Origin of the sequence: Mesorhizobium sp. M0189 (assembly GCF_040322135.1) — a bacterium.
Lineage (GTDB): Bacteria > Pseudomonadota > Alphaproteobacteria > Rhizobiales > Rhizobiaceae > Mesorhizobium.
This window is the reverse complement of the sequence record NZ_JAMYSW010000003.1, coordinates 410,679-427,740: the sequence shown is the minus strand read 5'-3', so window position 1 is coordinate 427,740 and position 17,062 is coordinate 410,679. Positions and strand designations below refer to the sequence as shown.

Genomic DNA, 17,062 nt, shown 5'->3' with positions numbered 1-17,062 from the left:
GGCCTCGCTCGCCTGCGCTCCGCATTCCGCATCCTGCAGGAGTGCGGCCGGAGCTTTGATGAACGGATGCTAATTCAATCCGAGGCGTTGCGCCAGAAGCGCTGAGTTTCAAGAACTCCACGCAGGCGCCAAGAGCGGCACCGGGATCGCGGACGCCTTCGCCGAGCTCGCCGAAACGATCCGTCGCCGGCAGCTGTAATGGTGCGGCAGCCCGCAGGTCGCTGGGTTTCCCGAGCGGCCGGTTTGGCGACGGCAGGTCAAAGGGGCCTCGTTGACGCATGCCGCGCCTGGTTCGGATTACGGGCATCCGCGGCCCTTAGATGAAAATCACATATTCTTCATCGGCACGTCGGGATCGACATGTCCCCCATCAGCAGTGATCTTCAGCCGTGAGAGGTAGTGCTCCCATCCCCTTCGGTGGCTGTCACGCTCCTTTGCGTTCGGCAGTCCGCTGTGCGTGAAGCGGATCAGTGTCCCCGCATCCCTCGCGATCAGGTCGATCTCGACATGGCTGGAGCCGGGCGGCACGGTCTCGTTGTCTTCCCAGCCAAAACTGTAGGCAAGACGGTGGACCGGGATCACCTCGGTGAACTCACCGCGGGCCATATGGCGACCACCGACATTGACGAGGAACAGACCGCCCGGCGATGCATCCAAATTCGCTTCGGTCCCGATCCATCGCACGATCTGGTCCGGATCCGTCAAAAGCGCGAACACGGTCGCTTGTGGCGCGGCGACCTCAATCTCTGTGTAAACCGATTCCGCCATCGCTCACTCCAGGTCACATCCGCATCGAATACCGTGCATGATTGAAGCGAATGTGGGGAGTTGCAAGAAGATGTTCGAGGCGTAAGCATAAGCCTGTGCCGAGTGACCTTCTGCCGATGCTTCTCGCAAACTCGCTTTCATTCCTTCTGGACGACGCCGCGCATATTGGCGACGGTGGGCGACTTCTATTGCAGCTCTCAACGCATTTGATGGAAGACGGCCTGCCGATCATCGCCGGCGCGCTGGCGCAGGATGCTCCCGACCCGATCATTTCACGCCGCATCTGGCTCTGGCGAGCGCCTGGGAATGAAGTGGTCGAGGCTTTGGGCATAGGCGCCGACCGCCAGAATGCCGATCCCCGGCTCGTGCTGCGGGAGTGGCTTGGCACGACGCGGGCGATGGTGTTCGACGAGCGAGCGGGCGGTGTCGCACCGACTTTGGTGTGGGCGTTCGATCATACTCCGGATGAGGCGCAGTCAGAGCTGCTGCGGCAAATCTCCCGGTTTGCTGCGGCTCCGATGACCGCACTCGCAGAACGGTCCGCGAAACGCGCATTGCTCGAAGCATATTTGGGAAAGCGCAGTGCAGCACATGTGCTCAACGGTCATTCTCGTCGAGTAAAGGGAGAGACGATACGGGCTGCGCTTCTGTGCGCGGACCTTCGAGGTTTCACCGATCTATCCGAGGTTCATGATGCAGACGAGATCGTATTGGTACTTGATGCCTGGTTCGATTGCGTCGCGGGCGCGGTGCACGCATTTGGTGGTGAGGTTCTCAAGTTTATAGGTGATGGCGTCCTCGCGATTTTCCCGATTGGCGAGCGCGATGCAAATGCCGCATGTGACGCTGCGGTACGCGCCGTGAAGGCCACGCGCGCCGGGATAGATCATCTCAACCAAACTCGGCGCCGCAATGGCGGCCCTGAGCTCGGATATGGCATTGGCCTGCATGTCGGCGAGATACTCTGGGGGAACATCGGCACTGCCGGCAGGTTGGACTTCACCGCGATCGGCAAGGCTGTAAATCTTGTCAGCCGCATCGAAGGGCTGTGCAAGCCGTTGGGACGGACGGTGCTCGCGTCGACAGTGTTCGAGGCAGAAACTACCGAGCCGATGATCGCCATGGGCAGTCATCCGCTCGGAGGAATAGCAGGCGCGCAAACACTTTTCGGCTTGCCGGAATAGATCGAATGGTTGAGCCCGCCGTGGATGTGTCGTTCGCAGCATATCTTGGTATCGTGCGAAGCCATGACTGAGAGAAATTCGAACGGCAAAGAAGCTACGATACTGCAACTGGAGTATGGCGCGTTTAGAGCCCAGCCATGCCGTCGGCATGCTTGCCGATCGCGTCGCCGGGGCCGTGGATAGTGCGCTGAGTCAAATCAGCCGGACAGCTTCAAACGGACGGAAGCCCGAATCCTCGCCAATCAGGCATCGGACATGCGGCGGGCAGCGTCACGGAACGGATAGTCGACACGGACGACGCCATCTTGTTTCCTGAGGACCCAATACTCACATATGTCGCCCCCGTTTCGGGGCCGGGATACTTGAGCTATATTTCAGGGAAGGAGAACAACATGGGTGGCGTTAAGGTGGCAATGAGGCGCTTCCCCGCTGCCGCTATCGCTGGCCCCGAGCCGTGCCATCGGATGAAAGCTGCATCCTTGCCGGTAATGTCCTTCACCGATTTCAACAGGGTTCATGGACCGCTCGAAGCGCCCGATAATGGTCGCAGGTAGGCGATAGCAGCGGCCGGACAATGCTCTTGTGAAGCTGAGGCCGTAGCGTTGGTTTCCCGCTAAACAACGCTACCAGACATTTAAGTACGACCGCGTAGGATCGATGGTCTTGCGAATTTTTGGATTCGGCAACGCGACAGCTACTCCCAGAGGGATATTCCCTCTTGCGTTAAGGCTCGTTGCACAGCCTCTCGCTCCTCCAACCGACGTGCATGAGAGGTCCAAGCGGGGTAGGTATTTCGCATGTCTAGGGCCATGCGATTTCCCCACCTGTAGAATACGAGCAAATACGGATCAACTATTGAATAGGACTCTCCTACGGCCCAATCTCGATCCGTCAACTTGGATTCTATAAGCGCAAACGCGGAAGCCAAGTGCTCCTTTCCTTTATGAACCAAGGGCTCGTACATCGATTGATCCGGTAAGAAAAAGTCGGCGCGCCAGATCATTCGGACGGCGACCGCGTGAACCGCACTCGATAGCCAGTTAAACCATTCGATGGAACGGATGATGTTTTCTGCATTCGCTCCCAGGAGCCGCGCGTCTGGATTCGTCAGGCCCAGGTGAAATAAGATTGCCGGCGCTTCAGTGAGAGTGAAATTGTCGGCAATGAGAACAGGGATTCGCCCTTTCGGGTTTAAGCGGTGAAATTCGTCGGTCTTGGCTTCGGGATGACCTGGCGACATCAACGCCAGCGAATAGGGCCTTCCAATCTCCTCCATGACGATGTGAGGTGCAAAAGAGCAAGAGCCTGGCGCAGCATGAAGTGTGTAATGCATCAATTCCTCCGAAAACCGCATCTTACCTGTTTCAATCTGTACTAAGTTGCCAACGACGTCTTGCTGTTGTTTAGCGTACTTCCAACGCTACGGCCTCAAGCTCTTCCGCAGCCGCCATGAAGCGGTCGATCTCGGCCTGTGCAAGTTGCTTGGATGGTTTGGTTCTGGCCATTTTGCGATCTCCGTTAAGTGGATCGCCGCACCGGCGCAAATGAGGACCATATTCCTAATTCGACCGCAAGAGTTATTCTGCCAGATGGTCCTGATCGATCTTGGCAATTACCCCCTCAAGAGCCTGGACTGCGCGCCTCGATATCTCAACATGAGCAGCCGTGGTATCGACTTTTCCCTTGCCTGGCTGAACAGTCCAAATGCCCGTTTTCCCTGCTTCGGCATTGGTGATGAACCGGCGCTCCTCTTCGAGCTGCTGGCTAAGTTCTTCGCGGAAAGCCTTCCACTGGTCTTTCGTTGCGGCCATCGGGTCTCCTTCCTCGCTGCCTTTCGGCTGAAAGTGACGCAGCTCTGCCGGGCGCGCAAGCGCCCCTCAACGGTTTGCCGCCTCCCCGCGAAGGGAGTTAGACCAAGTGTGAGGACGACTCCGTTCTTGTTAGGTAACGATCGACGAAGCTGGGCTCTGCGTCGCCATACACAAATTTCTTCGCTGTGGAGATGGTGGAGATGTTCGTGGCGTCTACCACGCGCCTATCGGGCATCTTAGCGATGTTTTCTGCGATTGACCGCGCGTTTGTTGCGAAAAAGGCGTGACCAGGGGAGATGGGGAGATTTATGAGACATTTCGGACGGTAGAGGTCTCCAATGCGTTCAAGTGGGTCGTCGCCGAGCATGAGAGGCCGACTTGAATTGCTGACGTCGCGTACTGTCCACCAGAAGGAAAGCAGGCGCTCAATTGGCCGGCTCTCGCCGATCATCTTGGACAAGGTTTCCATGCCAGAATTGGCCAATGCACTAGGTGCGTGATTCCGAGCCCATTCGAGTAGGTTTCGTTCGGGTGCGGACCCTTTTGCAGCGTCGAAGTCTGCATCGGGTTCCGAAAGTATTTTTTGCTGCATCTCTTCAATGCGCTTTGATATCGACGCGACAACATGAGGGACACGCAGCAGCGCCGCGTTCAGATAGATCGCCCACCAGTATCGTTCTTCAATGGAGAGCGATTTTGCCCCTCGAACGACCATCTTCTCGAGGATGGGTGCTGCTTTGTCGTCTACGAAACCGAAAACCCGTTCTTCCACAAGGTGGACCTTGTCCGCGGGGACGTGCTCCAAAGCGTAAAGACCTGGGACGTATCCGGTGGCAGCAGGAGCTACCCCCTTTCTAGTCAGTTTTCCATTGTGCTTGATTCTGCCCCATTGTGTCACATAGCCAGCAGTGTCGGCCCACCGCCGGAGGTGAAACTGCGGCACATAGTGATGGTCCCCATCCTTGCTCAACGGTTTTGCTCAACTGCTTGCCAAGCGGCGCGGCTCACGGCGCTCTAGGCACCTCAAAAATGGATCCTACGAATGGCTTATTTGACCGTTATTTGACGGTTTTACCTGCCGGCCCGCTAAGTAGTTGAAACGATTGGTACGCCCAAGGGGAATCGAACCCCTGTTCCCGCCGTGAGAGGGCGGTGTCCTGACCGCTAGACGATGGGCGCGTTCAAGAACCGGCGATATAGGCTGACGGCTGGGAAAAAGCAACTAGGCTTAAGGCTGCCTGTCGCGCCGGTGAAATATCCGCTGCAAGCCTAGCGTTTTGGCTCGATCAGGTCCCAGAGATTTCCATGGAGATCGGCGAAAACCGCGACCGTGCCATAGGCTTCATGGCGCGGCGCCTCGCGGAACTCGACGCCCTTTTGGAACATCAGCGCATAGTCACGGGCAAACTCGTCGGTTTCGAGGAACAAAAAAACCCGCCCGCCGGTCTGGTTGCCGACGGCGTGCCTTTGCGCATCGCCGGATGCCTCGGCGAGAAGCAGCCGCGCGCCCTGCCCGTTGCCCGGCGTGATCGTGACCCAGCGTTTGCCGCCGCCGAGATCGACATCTTCGGTGAGGACAAAACCCAGCCGGTCGACATACCAGGAGATCGCCTCGTCATAATTTGCGACGACGAGCGCGACCGTGGCAATGCTGCGGTGTTCGGCAAAACCGGTCATTTGTTCCTGATCGAAAAGCGGCCGACGATGCGGCGCTCAGTGGTGTCGTAGACGAAAATGGCGCGGCTGCCGTCGGCCAACTCGGCGTCGATCGACAGGCGATTGCCCGAGAGCGATTGGCTGACCACCCTGGCGCCGACCGGCAGCACGATGTCGCCACTGACCGGCTCGCCTGCCGACACCTGGATGTCGCTCGTCAACGGCGGGGCGGCAGGCGGTGCATTGCGCGCTTTGTAGACAAGCGCCGCGATCACCACCATAAGGGCGAGGAACAGCAGGCCGAGATTGATGGCGACGAAGCGGACGAGCTTCCTCCGCACCTTTTCGACCTCGGGGTCGAGCGGCTTTTCCTCGTCTTCGTCGGCAAGCGGCTGGGCCATGGCAGCAGATTCCGGAACTGTTTTCGATGAGCGCTCATAACGAAGAGGTCAGACAATTAATAGGGGCCAGACAGATCGTGCTGGAGGCCGGCGCCGATGCGGCCGGCCAACGGCTCGACCAATGGCTGGCGGCCAGGCTCGGCCCCGACATGTCGCGCAGCCGGGTGCAGATGCTGATAAAGCAGGGCGCGGTCAGGATCGGCGGCAGGCCAGCCAGCGAGACGAAGCGCAAGATGGCACAAGGTGACAGCGTGTCGGTCGACATGCCGGAGCCGGAACCGGCGGAGCCGCAAGGCGAAGATATTGCGCTGGATGTCCTCTACGAGGACAGCGAGCTGATCGTCATCAACAAGCCGGCCGGGTTGGTCGTGCATCCCGGCGCCGGCAACTGGACCGGCACGCTGGTCAACGCGCTGATCCATCATTGCGGCAACAGCCTGTCGGGCATCGGCGGGGTGAGACGGCCGGGCATCGTCCATCGCCTCGACAAGGAGACCAGTGGCGTCATGGTCGTCGCCAAGACCGATCGCGCCCACAAGGCGTTGTCGGAGGCCTTTGCCGACCACGGCCTGACCGGCGATCTCGAGCGCGCCTATCTGGCGTTGGTCTGGGGCATACCGGCAAGGCCGACGGGGATGGTCGACGCGCCGCTCGGCCGCGCCGCCGACCGGGTACGCCGCGCCGTGGTGCCGCAAGGCCGCGACGATGCCCGCCACGCCATAACGCATTTCACCGTCATTGAGCGCTTTGGCGAGCAGCAGCAGGAATTCGCCACGGCGAGCCTGGTCGAATGCCGGCTGGAAACCGGTCGCACCCACCAGATACGCGTCCACATGGCCCATATCGGCCATCCGGTGATTGGCGACCCCGAATACGGCCAGGCTTTCCGCACCAAGGCCAACCGGTTGCCTGCGCCGCTAACCAGCAAAGTGAAAGCATTTCCGCGACAAGCGTTGCACGCCCGCCTCCTTGCATTTCGGCATCCGGATACCCATTTAACGATGAGGTTCGAAGCACCGATACCGTGGGACATGGAGAACCTCGTCGACGGCTTCCGCAAGCTTTGAACCAACCACCTGAAAACCTGACCGGCGTTGTTCACTTCAGCGTGACACACTGTTTCGTGTTGAACAAATGCCTGTCTTTCTGGTTTTGTTCCTATATATGTCGGTTGGCGCGAATGTGCCTTTGGCATTCGCGCCACATGCCTGCCGCGTTTCGGGGGCATCACTCCAATAGAGAGGGGGCGCTATAATGGCCCAGTCACTACCCAGTATCGTTTCCGGCGAAGGCGGCCTCAGCCGCTACCTGGAAGAAATCCGCCGTTTTCCGATGCTTCAGCCGCAGGAAGAGTACATGCTCGCCAAGCGCTACGCCGAGCATGAGGACACCACGGCTGCGCACAAGCTCGTCACCAGCCACCTTCGGCTCGTCGCCAAGATCGCCATGGGCTATCGCGGCTACGGCCTGCCGATCGGCGAGGTGATCTCGGAAGGCAATGTCGGCCTGATGCAGGCCGTCAAGAAATTCGAACCGGAGCGCGGCTTCCGTCTCGCCACCTATGCGATGTGGTGGATCAAGGCCTCGATCCAGGAATACATCCTGCGCTCGTGGAGCCTGGTTAAGATGGGCACCACCGCCAACCAGAAGCGCCTGTTCTTCAACCTGCGCAAGGTGAAGGGCAAGATCCAGGCGCTCGACGAAGGCGATTTGAAGCCCGACCAGATCACCGAGATCGCCACCCGGCTGAACGTCTCGGAAGCGGAAGTCGTGTCGATGAACCGTCGTCTGTCGGGCGACGCCTCGCTCAATGCGCCCATCCGGGCAAGCGAAGGCGAATCCGGCGAATGGCAGGACTGGCTGGTCGACGACCACGAAAGCCAGGAAGAGATGCTGATCGAGCAGGACGAGCTGGAAAACCGGCGCGGCATGCTGTCGGGCGCTCTTGCCGTGCTCAACGACCGCGAACGCCGCATCTTCGAGGCGCGCCGCCTCGCCGATGAGCCGTTGACGCTGGAAGAGCTGTCGGCCGAGTTCGATATCAGCCGCGAGCGCGTGCGCCAGATCGAGGTGCGCGCATTCGAGAAGGTGCAGGACGCGGTCAAGGCCGCGGCCAAGCGCCAGATGCAGGCGCTTCGCACCATCGAGGCGCAGCCGGCGGCGTAAAGCCTCCCGATAGAAACAAATAACGGCGGCGCCACGTAACTGGCGCCGCCTGTATTTTAGAGGGTTGCCAGTTCCGCGGCGCCTTCGCGGATGTCCGATCCACTGCCACAAACTGCTCAGTAGCCTCGCCATCGTGTCCGCAGACGATCTCATCGATAGCGGCATTACCGCAATTTTCCCCAAGCCCTGGAAACCGCAACGCTGCAAGCTGTGGCGGCAATGTTCCGGCGCCGACACGGGCTTCCGTTGCAAAATTCCACAAGGCGGCGCTTGCGGCAGGCGGGCGACAACGGGCCGCCGGGCCGCGCCGGGCAGTTGAACTCGTCTGTTCGGAAACGAAAGGCAGTATGACGATGACGATTTCTCCGTTTCTGACCGCTCTCGGATCCGAAGGTCCCCCAGCCGACCGAGCGAAAGACATGGACCTGTATGGATGGCTAATTGGAAGCTGGGAAATGGACACGGTCCACTACCTCGATGACGGGACAATCCAGAAATGGAATGGAGAATGCCATTTTGGCTGGGTGCTCGAAGGCCGCGCGGTTCAGGACGTTTGGATCAGGCCCAAGCGCCCTGCTCCGTCCGCGATGTATGGCACAACCTTGCGCATCTTCGACCCTGGGATCGATGGCTGGCATATCATATGGAACGACCCGCTCAACCGGGATCACTCGCGCCAGATCGGCCGGGCCGAGGGTAAGGACATTGTCCAGCTCGGCAATGACTCGCGCGGTCTGAAAACTCGATGGCGTTTCACTGAGATCACTGCCAACAGCTTCCATTGGATCGGCGAGGAAAGATCTTCCGAGAGCGATCCTTGGCAAATCACGTATGAACATTTAGCCCGCCGAACAAAACCCTGACGCTGGACTAAACACTTAGCTGGCGTCTGCGCCGCTCCTCATCCGGCTGCCGCCACCGTCTTCCCGCATGGACCTCTCGGATTCAAACATCGCAAAAATCGAATCTGGATCAATAACTTGGATGACCATCGCAGAGTTTGAATGGCATTGTAGTGCCAACGACCCATCTCCTCACAGGCAATCGAGCGGAAATTTCAGATAGCGCCGCCCGTTGGATTCCGGTTCCGGCAGGCGTCCGCCATTCATATTGACCTGCAGCGCGTGCAGGATCAGCCGCGGCATCGGCAACGTCCTGTCGCGGGCTTGGCGGAGCGCGACGAAGTCGGCTTCCGTCTTGCAGCCGGCAACATGGATGTTGCCGCCTTTCTGTTCCGCGACCGTGCTTTCCCAGCGCGCTTCGCGGTCACCCGGCTGGTAGTCGTGACCGACGAACAGACGTGTCTCGTCCGGCAGTGCCAGGATGTCCTCGATCGAACGCCAGAGCCGCTCGGCGCTGCCGCCGGGAAAGTCTGCCCTTGCGGTGCCGCTGTCCGGCATGAACAGCGTGTCGTGGATGAAGGCGGCGTCGCCGATGACGTAAGTAATCGAGGCCAGGGTGTGGCCCGGCGAAAACAGCACTCTTGCCGGAAGGCCGCCGACCGAAAAAGTCGCGCCGTCGGCGAACAGCCTGTCCCATTGCGAACCGTCGGCGGGGAATTCCGGCCAGTTGTAGATCACCTTCCACAATTTCTGGACGTCGATGATCCTCTCGCCGATTGCCGTCGGCGCTCCGGTTCTCCCCCTCAGATAATGGACGGCGGACAAATGGTCGGCATGCGGATGCGTGTCGAGGATCCACTCGACCTCCAGCCCGCTTTCCCTGACGAAGTCGAGCAGGGCGTCGGCGTTTTTCGTTGCCGTTGCACCGGACCTTTCGTCGAAGTCGAGCACCGGATCGATGATGGCGCATTTGCGGGTCGCCATGTCGGCGACCACATACTGGACGGACCCGCTCGGCTTGTCATAGAAGCCGGTGACCTGCGACCTAGCCGATAATGCGTCCAATCCCAGCCCCCTTGATCTCTCACCGTGGCAGGAATGATTTTCTCAGCCACGGCAAATGAAAGGCATGGTTGTCCGTCAACCAGGCGTCGTCAAGCACCCCGTGCTCACACGGCTAGGAAAACCAAAAATTTCTCCGTGCCGCCTCTGCCTGCTCAGGCGGAAGGCTGCTTGGTTTTCCTGAGATATGGCAGGATTGTCTCGTAGGCGCCGAAGCGCTTGATGGCATCCTCATTCGAGACAGCAGCGGTGATGATGACGTCCTCGCCCTGCTTCCAGTTCGCCGGCGTCGCCACCTGGTGCTTGGCGGTCAGTTGCATGGAATCGATGGCGCGCAGGATTTCGTCGAAGTTGCGGCCCGTCGTCATCGGATAGGTGAGGACCAGCTTGATCTTCTTGTCGGGCCCGATGACGTAGACCGAACGCACCGTGGCATTGTCGGCGGGCGTGCGGCCCTCCGAGCTCTCGCCGGCACCCGCCGGCAGCATCTCGTAAAGCTTGGCGACCTTGAGATCCTTGTCGCCGATCAGCGGGTAGTTCACCGAATGGCCGGTCGCCGTCTTGATGTCGTTCTGCCACTTTCCATGGCTTTCGACGGGATCGACCGAGATGCCGATGATCTTAACGTTGCGCTTCCTGAACTCGCCTTCGAGCCCGGCCATCGTGCCGAGTTCGGTTGTGCAAACCGGCGTAAAGTTCTTCGGATGGCTGAACAATACCGCCCAGCCGTCGCCGATCCATTCATGGAAGCTGATCGGTCCTTGCGTGGTCTCAGCGGTGAAGTCCGGCGCGATATCGTTGATGCGGAGGCTCATGACATGTCCCTACCTTGTGAGTGCAGATCGCAGCCGGCGTTGACCGGCGCTGCTTTTGCCTTTCTACCACTCCGGCGTCATCCTTCAAACGGCTGTTGCGCCGGCATCGAGGCCGGCGGCGAAATATTTTCATTGCTTCTCGGCAAATGCAGCAGGAATTTTCGCTGCGCTGGCTCAGGCCTTGCTCACTGCTAACGTCGTCGTCAGGTCTTCCATGCGCTGGGCCAACGCGCCGAGCGCCCCGGTCAGCACGGAATCGTTCTTGTCGGCCTTGGTCAGTGCGTCGTCGCGCGTCTTGCGCAGCGTCAGCACTTCGCTTTCCATGCCCTTGACCCGCTTTTGCAGTTCTGAAAGCTCGTCCATGACCATGATGCCGGCCATCACGGTCAGCCTCTGGTCGCCGATCTCGCCAAAAGAATCCTTCAGATGCGAGACATAGCGGTCGAAGCGCTCGGCAAGATCGATCAGATGCTCTTCCTGGCCCTCGTCGCAGGCCATCCGATACTGCTTGCCGTCGATGGAAACCGTGACTTGTGCCATTGGCCTACCTGTCCAGTACCGCGCGGATGGTCTCCATGGCTGTCACCAGCCTTCGCGACACTTCCTTGTTGGCATCTTCCAGCCGTTCGGCGCGGGCCTCGGAATTGTCGAGTTCCTGCGCCAGCCGCGAGCGGTCGGCGTTCATCCGCTGCACTTCGGCCTCGGCTTCCGAATAGTCCCGCTCGTGCTCGAGCTTGGCCGCGACGGCGTTTTCCAGCCCTTCGATGGCCTTACCCAGCCTGGCAATGACTTCCTTGAGGGTCGTTTCCCCGGTCATGGCTTTCGTCCTGCGCCCTGCCCATCACCGAATCATCCACGTTCAGAACGCGTTATCCCTGAAACATTACGCGCCGTGTGAACCGCACGTCAATAAAGCGATCGCGACTGTCCCCTGCTAACGCTAATGTAAGTGGTGCATGGCCATCACAAGACCGGCAAAAGCACACCGATTTGTTGACTAAAAGGCCGCGCCTGCTATGTGTCGCGCACCCTTTTCAAGGGCTTTCCCAAGGCCCAAACCCCCATTTTGGAGGAAGCATGACCTCGCGCGAACAACATGACCGGATGGCCAATGCGATCCGTTTTCTCGCCATGGACGCCGTCGAGAAGGCAAACTCCGGCCACCCCGGGCTGCCCATGGGCTGTGCCGACATCGCCACCGTGCTGTTCACCCGCTTTCTCAAATACGATCCGAAGAACCCGCATTGGCCGGATCGCGACCGCTTTATCCTGTCGGCCGGCCACGGCTCGATGCTGCTTTACTCGCTGCTCTATCTGACCGGCTACGAAGACATCACCATCGACCAGATCAAGCAGTTCCGCCAATTGGGGTCGAGGACCGCGGGCCACCCGGAATACGGCCATGCCGCCGGCATCGAGACGACGACGGGCCCACTCGGCCAGGGCCTTGCCAATTCGGTCGGTTTCGCGCTCGGCGAGCGCATCATGAATGCCGCTTTCGGCAACGATCTCGTCGACCACTACACCTATGTGCTGGCCGGTGACGGCTGCCTGATGGAAGGCGTGTCCCAGGAAGCCATCGCGCTTGCCGGACATCTGAAGCTGAACAAGCTGATCGTCTTCTGGGACAACAACAACATCTCCATCGACGGCCCGGTGTCGCTGGCCGACAACACCGATCAGGTCGCCCGCTTCCAGGCGTCCGGCTGGAACGCCAGCCATATCGACGGCCAGGACCCGGAAGCGATCGCCTATGCCATTGAAGCGGCCCGCCACTCCGACAAGCCGACGATGATTGCCTGCAAGACGACGATCGGCTTCGGCGCGCCGACCAAGGCCGGTACCAACAAGGCGCATGGCTCGCCGCTCGGCGCCGAGGAAATCGCCGGCGCCAGAAAATTCTTCGGCTGGGATTATCCGCCGTTCGAGGTTCCGGCCGATATCCTCGACGCATGGCGTACCGCCGGCCGGGCCGGCGTCAAGGCGCGCACCGACTGGGAAAGCCGCCTTGCCAAGGCCGACACCAAATTGCGCGGCGAATTCGAACGCCGCATCGGTGGCACGCTGCCGGCCAACTTCGATGCTGTCATTGGCGATTACAAGAAGAAGCTCGCCGCCGACAAGCCGAAGGTCGCCACCCGCAAATCGTCGGAAATGGCGCTGGAGGTCATCAACGGCGCCGTGCCCGAAACCATCGGCGGCTCGGCCGATTTGACCGGCTCCAACAACACCAAGACCAGCCAGACCAAGAACATCACTGCCGACGATTACGGCCAGCGCTATGTCCACTACGGCATTCGCGAGCACGGCATGGCGGCCGCGCTCAACGGGCTGACGCTGCATGGCGGCATTGTCGCCTATGGCGGCACCTTCATGTGCTTTTCCGATTATGCCCGTCCGGCGATGCGGCTTGCCTCGTTGATGGGCATCCGCTCGATCTTCGTCATGACCCATGATTCCATCGGCCTTGGCGAAGACGGCCCGACCCATCAGCCGGTCGAGCATCTGGCAGCACTTCGCGCCATCCCGAACCACAATGTCTTCCGCCCGGCCGACGCGGTGGAAACCGCGGAATGCTGGCAGCTGGCCATTGAATCGGAAAAGACGCCTTCGACTTTGGCGCTGACCCGGCAGAACCTGCCGACGGTACGCAACGACTTCGTTGCGGAAAACCTCTCCAGCCGCGGCGCCTATGAACTTGCCGCCGCAAGTGGCGAGGCGGCGGTGACAATCTTCGCTTCGGGCTCCGAGGTCGAGATCGCCCTGGCCGCGCGCGAGGCGCTGGAAAAGCACGGCCATGCTACCCGCGTCGTCTCGGTGCCGTGCTTCGAATTGTTCGACAAGCAGAGCGCCGACTATCGCAGCAGGATGATCGGCAATGCGCCGCTCAAGATTGCCATCGAAGCCGGCATCCGTCAGGGCTGGGATTATTTCATCGGCACCGAAGGCATCTTTATCGGTATGACCGGCTTCGGCGCCTCCGGCACGATCGAACAGCTCTATCCGCATTTCGGCATCACCGCCGAAGCAACGGTGAAGGCGGCGGAAGCCCGTCTGCACGGCAAATGAAATTAAGCCCCGATCCGCAAAGGCTGGCATAGCGGTTTTGCCGGCCGGCGGAGCACTAATCGATTTAAATCCGAGCCTCGGCGGCTGGATTCTTTGCCCGTCCGCCGTTATGAAGCTGCGGACTTGATCTTCGGCCCCCAACTCCCAGGGAGAGAACAATGACCGTCAGAGTTGCCATCAATGGATTCGGCCGCATCGGCCGCAACATCCTGCGCGCCATCCACGAATCCGGCCGCAAGGATATCGACGTCGTCGCCGTCAACGATCTCGGCCCGGTCGAGACCAACGCGCATCTGCTGCGCTTCGACAGCGTGCATGGCCGCTTTCCGCATGAGGTGACGGTTGACGGCGATCAGATCATCGTCGGCAAGGAAAAATTCAAGGTCACCGCGATCAAGGATCCGACGCAACTGCCGTGGAAGGAACTCGGCATCGACATCGCGCTCGAATGCACCGGCATCTTCACCGCCCGCGACAAGGCCGCCGCCCATCTGACCGCCGGTGCCAAGCGCGTTCTCGTCTCCGCTCCGGCGGAGGGGGCCGACCTGACCGTCGTCTATGGCATCAATCACGACAAGCTGACCAAGGACCACATCGTCATCTCGAACGCCTCCTGCACCACCAACTGCTTGGCGCCGCTGGCGGCCGTGCTGAATGAGGCCGTCGGCATCGAGAAGGGCATGATGACGACGATCCACTCCTATACTGGCGACCAGCCGACGCTGGACACCATGCACAAGGACCTCTACCGCGCCCGCGCCGCCGCGCTTTCGCAGATTCCGACCTCGACCGGTGCCGCCAAGGCCATCGGCCTGGTACTGCCCGAGCTCAAGGGCAAGCTCGACGGCATCTCCATCCGCGTGCCGACCCCGAACGTCTCGCTGGTCGATTTCAAGTTCATCGCCAAGCGGTCGACCACCGTCCAGGAAATCAACGACGCGGTAATCGCCGCTTCGAACGGCAAGCTGAAGGACATCCTTGCCGTCACTCGTCATCCCAATGTTTCTATCGACTTCAACCACGATCCGCACTCCTCGATCGTGGCGCTCGACCAGACGAAGGTCATGGACGGCAATTTCGTTTCGGTGCTGGCCTGGTACGACAATGAGTGGGGCTTCTCCAACCGCATGGGCGACACCGCTGTCGCCTTCGGCAAGACCATCGCCTGATCGCAGAACCATCTTCTCGACTTGGACAACGCCCGGCTCAGTCCGGGCGTTTTTCGTTGCAGCACGCCCCCCCGAGGCAGCCTCCGCTGCTCGGAGGTGCCAAAACATTCGACTATCGGCAGCGTAGGGCGAAAAGCCGCGCTGCTGCCTTGCAGCGGCCATGTCTTCGCCCCACTCTCCCGTGATGCCGGAGCATATCGACTAGGGGCGACCAACGAATGGAGCATGGTATCTATCTGGTGACGCTCGTTGGCGCAGCACTTGTCGTTGCCGCCGCGTTTTCGAGCCTGATCGCCTTCCGTTTCGGCGCCCCCCTCCTGCTGCTGTTTCTCTGCATCGGCCTTGCCACCGGAACCGACGGTCTCGGAATCCATTTCGACAATGCCCGATTTGCCTATTTTGCCGGCTCATTGGCGCTGGCGGTGATCCTTTTCGATTCCGGCTTCGGCACGCCGCTCAATGCCTTGCGGCAGGCGGCCGGGCCGGCGCTGTCGCTGGCGACCTTCGGCGTCCTTTTGACCACTGGCCTGTTCGGCGCCGCCGCCTATTATTTGCTCGACCTGACATGGCTGGAATCCTTCCTGCTCGGTGCCGCCGTCGCCTCGACCGACGCCGCGGCGGTGTTCTTCCTGCTGCGCGCCGGCGAGATCAATTTGCGCGAACGCGTGCGTTCGACGCTCGAGGTGGAATCCGGCACCAATGACCCGATCGCCATCTTCCTGACCATCACGCTGGTCGAGGTCATCGCCGCCAACACCCACCCCGAGGCCAAGGTGCTGGTTACCGATCTTGCCGTCGGTTTCCTTGTCAACATGGGGCTCGGTGCGGTCATCGGTATTCTCGGCGGCATGGCCATCGTGCGCCTTGTCGATCGCCTCAATCTAGATCACGGCCTGCTGCCGATCTTCGTGCTGACGCTGTCGCTGATGGTGTTTGCCGCCGCCGGCGCCGTCGGCGGCTCCGGCTTCCTGGCGGTCTATCTCGCGGGCCTGATCGCCGGCAATTCCGATATCCGGGCTGTCACCATCCTCAAGCGCTTTCAGGACGGGATGTCGTGGTTGGCGCAGATCATCATGTTCCTGATCCTCGGCCTGTTCGCGACGCCTTCGCAATTTCCGGCGATCCTGGTGCCGGCGGTGCTGCTCGGACTGTTCCTGATATTTGTCGCACGGCCAGTCGCCGTCTGGCTATGCCTGGTGCCGTTCCGTCTGCCACGCCCGGAAGTCGCCTTTGTCTCATGGGTTGGCCTGCGTGGCGCCGTGTCGATCCTGCTTGCTATCACGCCGCTGCTCGGCGGTCTTGAGAACGGCCGCCTCATCTTCAACACCGCCTTCATCATCGTGCTGGTCTCTCTGGTCATCCAGGGATGGACCGTCGGGCCGCTGGCGCGCCGCCTCGGCCTTATCGTGCCGGCCCGCCTGGGACCGCTCGACAAGGTCGAATTGGAACTGCCGGGCTCCGCCCATCATGAGCTTCTTGCCTACCGTGTGGCACCCGGCAGCCCGGTGGCGCGGGGCGAACGCATTCCGCGCTGGGCGCGGCCGTCGCTTGTGCTGCGAGACGGACGCTCGATGCGCTTCCAGGATATGGGCCGGCTGGCGGCTGGCGATCATGTCTACATCTTCGTGCCGGACCGCTATCCGCGCCTGCTCGACAAGCTGTTCGCCAGCCGTGCCGTGGTCGATCCCGAGGATGCGGATTTCTTCGGCGCCTTTGCCGTCGATCCGTCACGCTCCGCCGAGGAACTGGAGACCGCCTACGCGCCGGGCCTGACCGAAGCGGAACGCAAGCTCACCATTGGCGATCTGGTCACGGCGCGGCTCGGCGGCCACGCCGAATATGCCGACCGCGTGCTGCTCGGTCCGATCGAGCTGATCGTCCGCGACGTCGACGACAAGGGCAGGATCACCGGCCTTGGCCTATCCTTCGAGCCGACCGCGCCGGTGGCACGCGTTCCGGTGTTCCTCAGCGCCGGCGAAATCCGCGACCGTATCGCCGCCTTCATCCGCAACCGGCGCAAGCCGGCCGAAGCGCGAGCGGTCGAGGCGGTGGCCGAAATGGAACCGGTTCCGCAGCCCGTGGTGGAAAAGACAACTGGCGAAGGCTGACCGCGTCGACC

At 60.8% G+C, this 17,062-nt stretch carries 17 protein-coding genes and 1 tRNA gene; 7 read left to right on the top strand and 11 right to left on the bottom strand.

The features are described from left to right. Positions 1-327 precede the first annotated feature (327 nt). Positions 328-768 carry an SRPBCC family protein gene (locus NKJ09_RS07875; RefSeq protein WP_023678521.1) on the bottom strand — a complete coding sequence of 147 codons (441 nt, stop codon included), beginning with the start codon at positions 766-768 and terminating at the stop codon, positions 328-330. Positions 769-884: 116 nt separating this feature from the next. Between NKJ09_RS07875 and NKJ09_RS07870 the strand changes: the two genes are divergently transcribed. Next, positions 885-1,952 carry an adenylate/guanylate cyclase domain-containing protein gene (locus tag NKJ09_RS07870; protein ID WP_023720940.1) on the top strand — a complete coding sequence of 356 codons (1,068 nt, stop codon included), beginning with the start codon at positions 885-887 and terminating at the stop codon, positions 1,950-1,952. A 694-nt stretch (positions 1,953-2,646) separates the two neighbouring features. Here the strand turns inward: NKJ09_RS07870 and NKJ09_RS07865 are convergent. The 6 genes from NKJ09_RS07865 to NKJ09_RS07840 all read right to left on the bottom strand — a co-directional run bounded on the left by NKJ09_RS07865 (position 2,647) and on the right by NKJ09_RS07840 (position 5,820). After that, positions 2,647-3,285 (bottom strand): glutathione S-transferase family protein, encoded by a 639-nt coding sequence (locus NKJ09_RS07865; protein WP_352494189.1) that lies wholly within the window; start codon positions 3,283-3,285, stop codon positions 2,647-2,649. 244 nt (positions 3,286-3,529) lie between these two features. Further along, positions 3,530-3,763 (bottom strand): hypothetical protein, encoded by a 234-nt coding sequence (locus tag NKJ09_RS07860; RefSeq protein ID WP_352494188.1) that lies wholly within the window; start codon positions 3,761-3,763, stop codon positions 3,530-3,532. 97 nt (positions 3,764-3,860) lie between these two features. Further along, on the bottom strand, positions 3,861-4,706 hold the full coding sequence (locus NKJ09_RS07855) for a DUF4238 domain-containing protein (RefSeq protein WP_352515630.1): 846 nt from the start codon (positions 4,704-4,706) through the stop codon (positions 3,861-3,863). Between the two features lie 161 nt (positions 4,707-4,867). Continuing rightward, positions 4,868-4,942 (bottom strand) — tRNA-Glu (locus NKJ09_RS07850). A gap of 90 nt (positions 4,943-5,032) precedes the next feature. Continuing rightward, on the bottom strand, positions 5,033-5,440 hold the full coding sequence (locus tag NKJ09_RS07845; RefSeq protein WP_352494186.1) for a VOC family protein: 408 nt from the start codon (positions 5,438-5,440) through the stop codon (positions 5,033-5,035). Then, positions 5,437-5,820: a fimbrial protein gene (locus NKJ09_RS07840; RefSeq protein WP_352494185.1), complete on the bottom strand. Its 384-nt coding sequence runs from the start codon at positions 5,818-5,820 to the stop codon at positions 5,437-5,439. The genes NKJ09_RS07845 and NKJ09_RS07840 overlap by 4 nt, the downstream gene beginning before the upstream one ends. A 26-nt stretch (positions 5,821-5,846) precedes the next feature. On the opposite strand from NKJ09_RS07840, the gene NKJ09_RS07835 reads away from it, so the two are divergent. From NKJ09_RS07835 to NKJ09_RS07825, 3 genes are all read left to right on the top strand, one after another. Next, positions 5,847-6,887, top strand: coding sequence for an RluA family pseudouridine synthase (locus tag NKJ09_RS07835; protein WP_023720953.1), 1,041 nt, complete (start codon positions 5,847-5,849; stop codon positions 6,885-6,887). A gap of 187 nt (positions 6,888-7,074) precedes the next feature. Beyond that, entirely contained in the window at positions 7,075-7,986 is a 912-nt protein-coding gene (rpoH, locus tag NKJ09_RS07830) for an RNA polymerase sigma factor RpoH (RefSeq protein WP_023720954.1), read from the top strand. Between the two features lie 347 nt (positions 7,987-8,333). After that, complete coding sequence (locus NKJ09_RS07825; protein ID WP_036245367.1) at positions 8,334-8,849, top strand: hypothetical protein; 516 nt, start codon at positions 8,334-8,336, stop codon at positions 8,847-8,849. Between the two features lie 171 nt (positions 8,850-9,020). On the opposite strand, the gene NKJ09_RS07820 is transcribed toward NKJ09_RS07825, so the two are convergent. The 4 genes from NKJ09_RS07820 to NKJ09_RS07805 all read right to left on the bottom strand — a co-directional run bounded on the left by NKJ09_RS07820 (position 9,021) and on the right by NKJ09_RS07805 (position 11,522). Next, positions 9,021-9,893, bottom strand: coding sequence for an MBL fold metallo-hydrolase (locus tag NKJ09_RS07820; protein WP_023720957.1), 873 nt, complete (start codon positions 9,891-9,893; stop codon positions 9,021-9,023). 152 nt (positions 9,894-10,045) lie between these two features. Next, entirely contained in the window at positions 10,046-10,705 is a 660-nt protein-coding gene (locus NKJ09_RS07815; RefSeq protein ID WP_023720958.1) for a peroxiredoxin, read from the bottom strand. Between the two features lie 174 nt (positions 10,706-10,879). After that, entirely contained in the window at positions 10,880-11,245 is a 366-nt protein-coding gene (locus NKJ09_RS07810) for a cell division protein ZapA (RefSeq protein ID WP_023720959.1), read from the bottom strand. 4 nt (positions 11,246-11,249) lie between these two features. Next, positions 11,250-11,522: a DUF4164 domain-containing protein gene (locus NKJ09_RS07805; RefSeq protein ID WP_006200774.1), complete on the bottom strand. Its 273-nt coding sequence runs from the start codon at positions 11,520-11,522 to the stop codon at positions 11,250-11,252. A gap of 260 nt (positions 11,523-11,782) precedes the next feature. Here NKJ09_RS07805 and tkt point away from each other — a divergent pair, with 260 nt between their 5' ends. From tkt to NKJ09_RS07790, 3 genes are all read left to right on the top strand, one after another. Then, positions 11,783-13,774 carry a transketolase gene (gene tkt / locus NKJ09_RS07800; protein ID WP_352480874.1) on the top strand — a complete coding sequence of 664 codons (1,992 nt, stop codon included), beginning with the start codon at positions 11,783-11,785 and terminating at the stop codon, positions 13,772-13,774. Between the two features lie 158 nt (positions 13,775-13,932). Further along, positions 13,933-14,943 carry a type I glyceraldehyde-3-phosphate dehydrogenase gene (gap, locus tag NKJ09_RS07795; RefSeq protein WP_023720961.1) on the top strand — a complete coding sequence of 337 codons (1,011 nt, stop codon included), beginning with the start codon at positions 13,933-13,935 and terminating at the stop codon, positions 14,941-14,943. Between the two features lie 218 nt (positions 14,944-15,161). Further along, a complete protein-coding gene (locus NKJ09_RS07790; protein ID WP_023720962.1) occupies positions 15,162-17,051 on the top strand; it encodes a potassium/proton antiporter in 1,890 nt (629 codons plus the stop codon). Positions 17,052-17,062 lie beyond the last annotated feature (11 nt).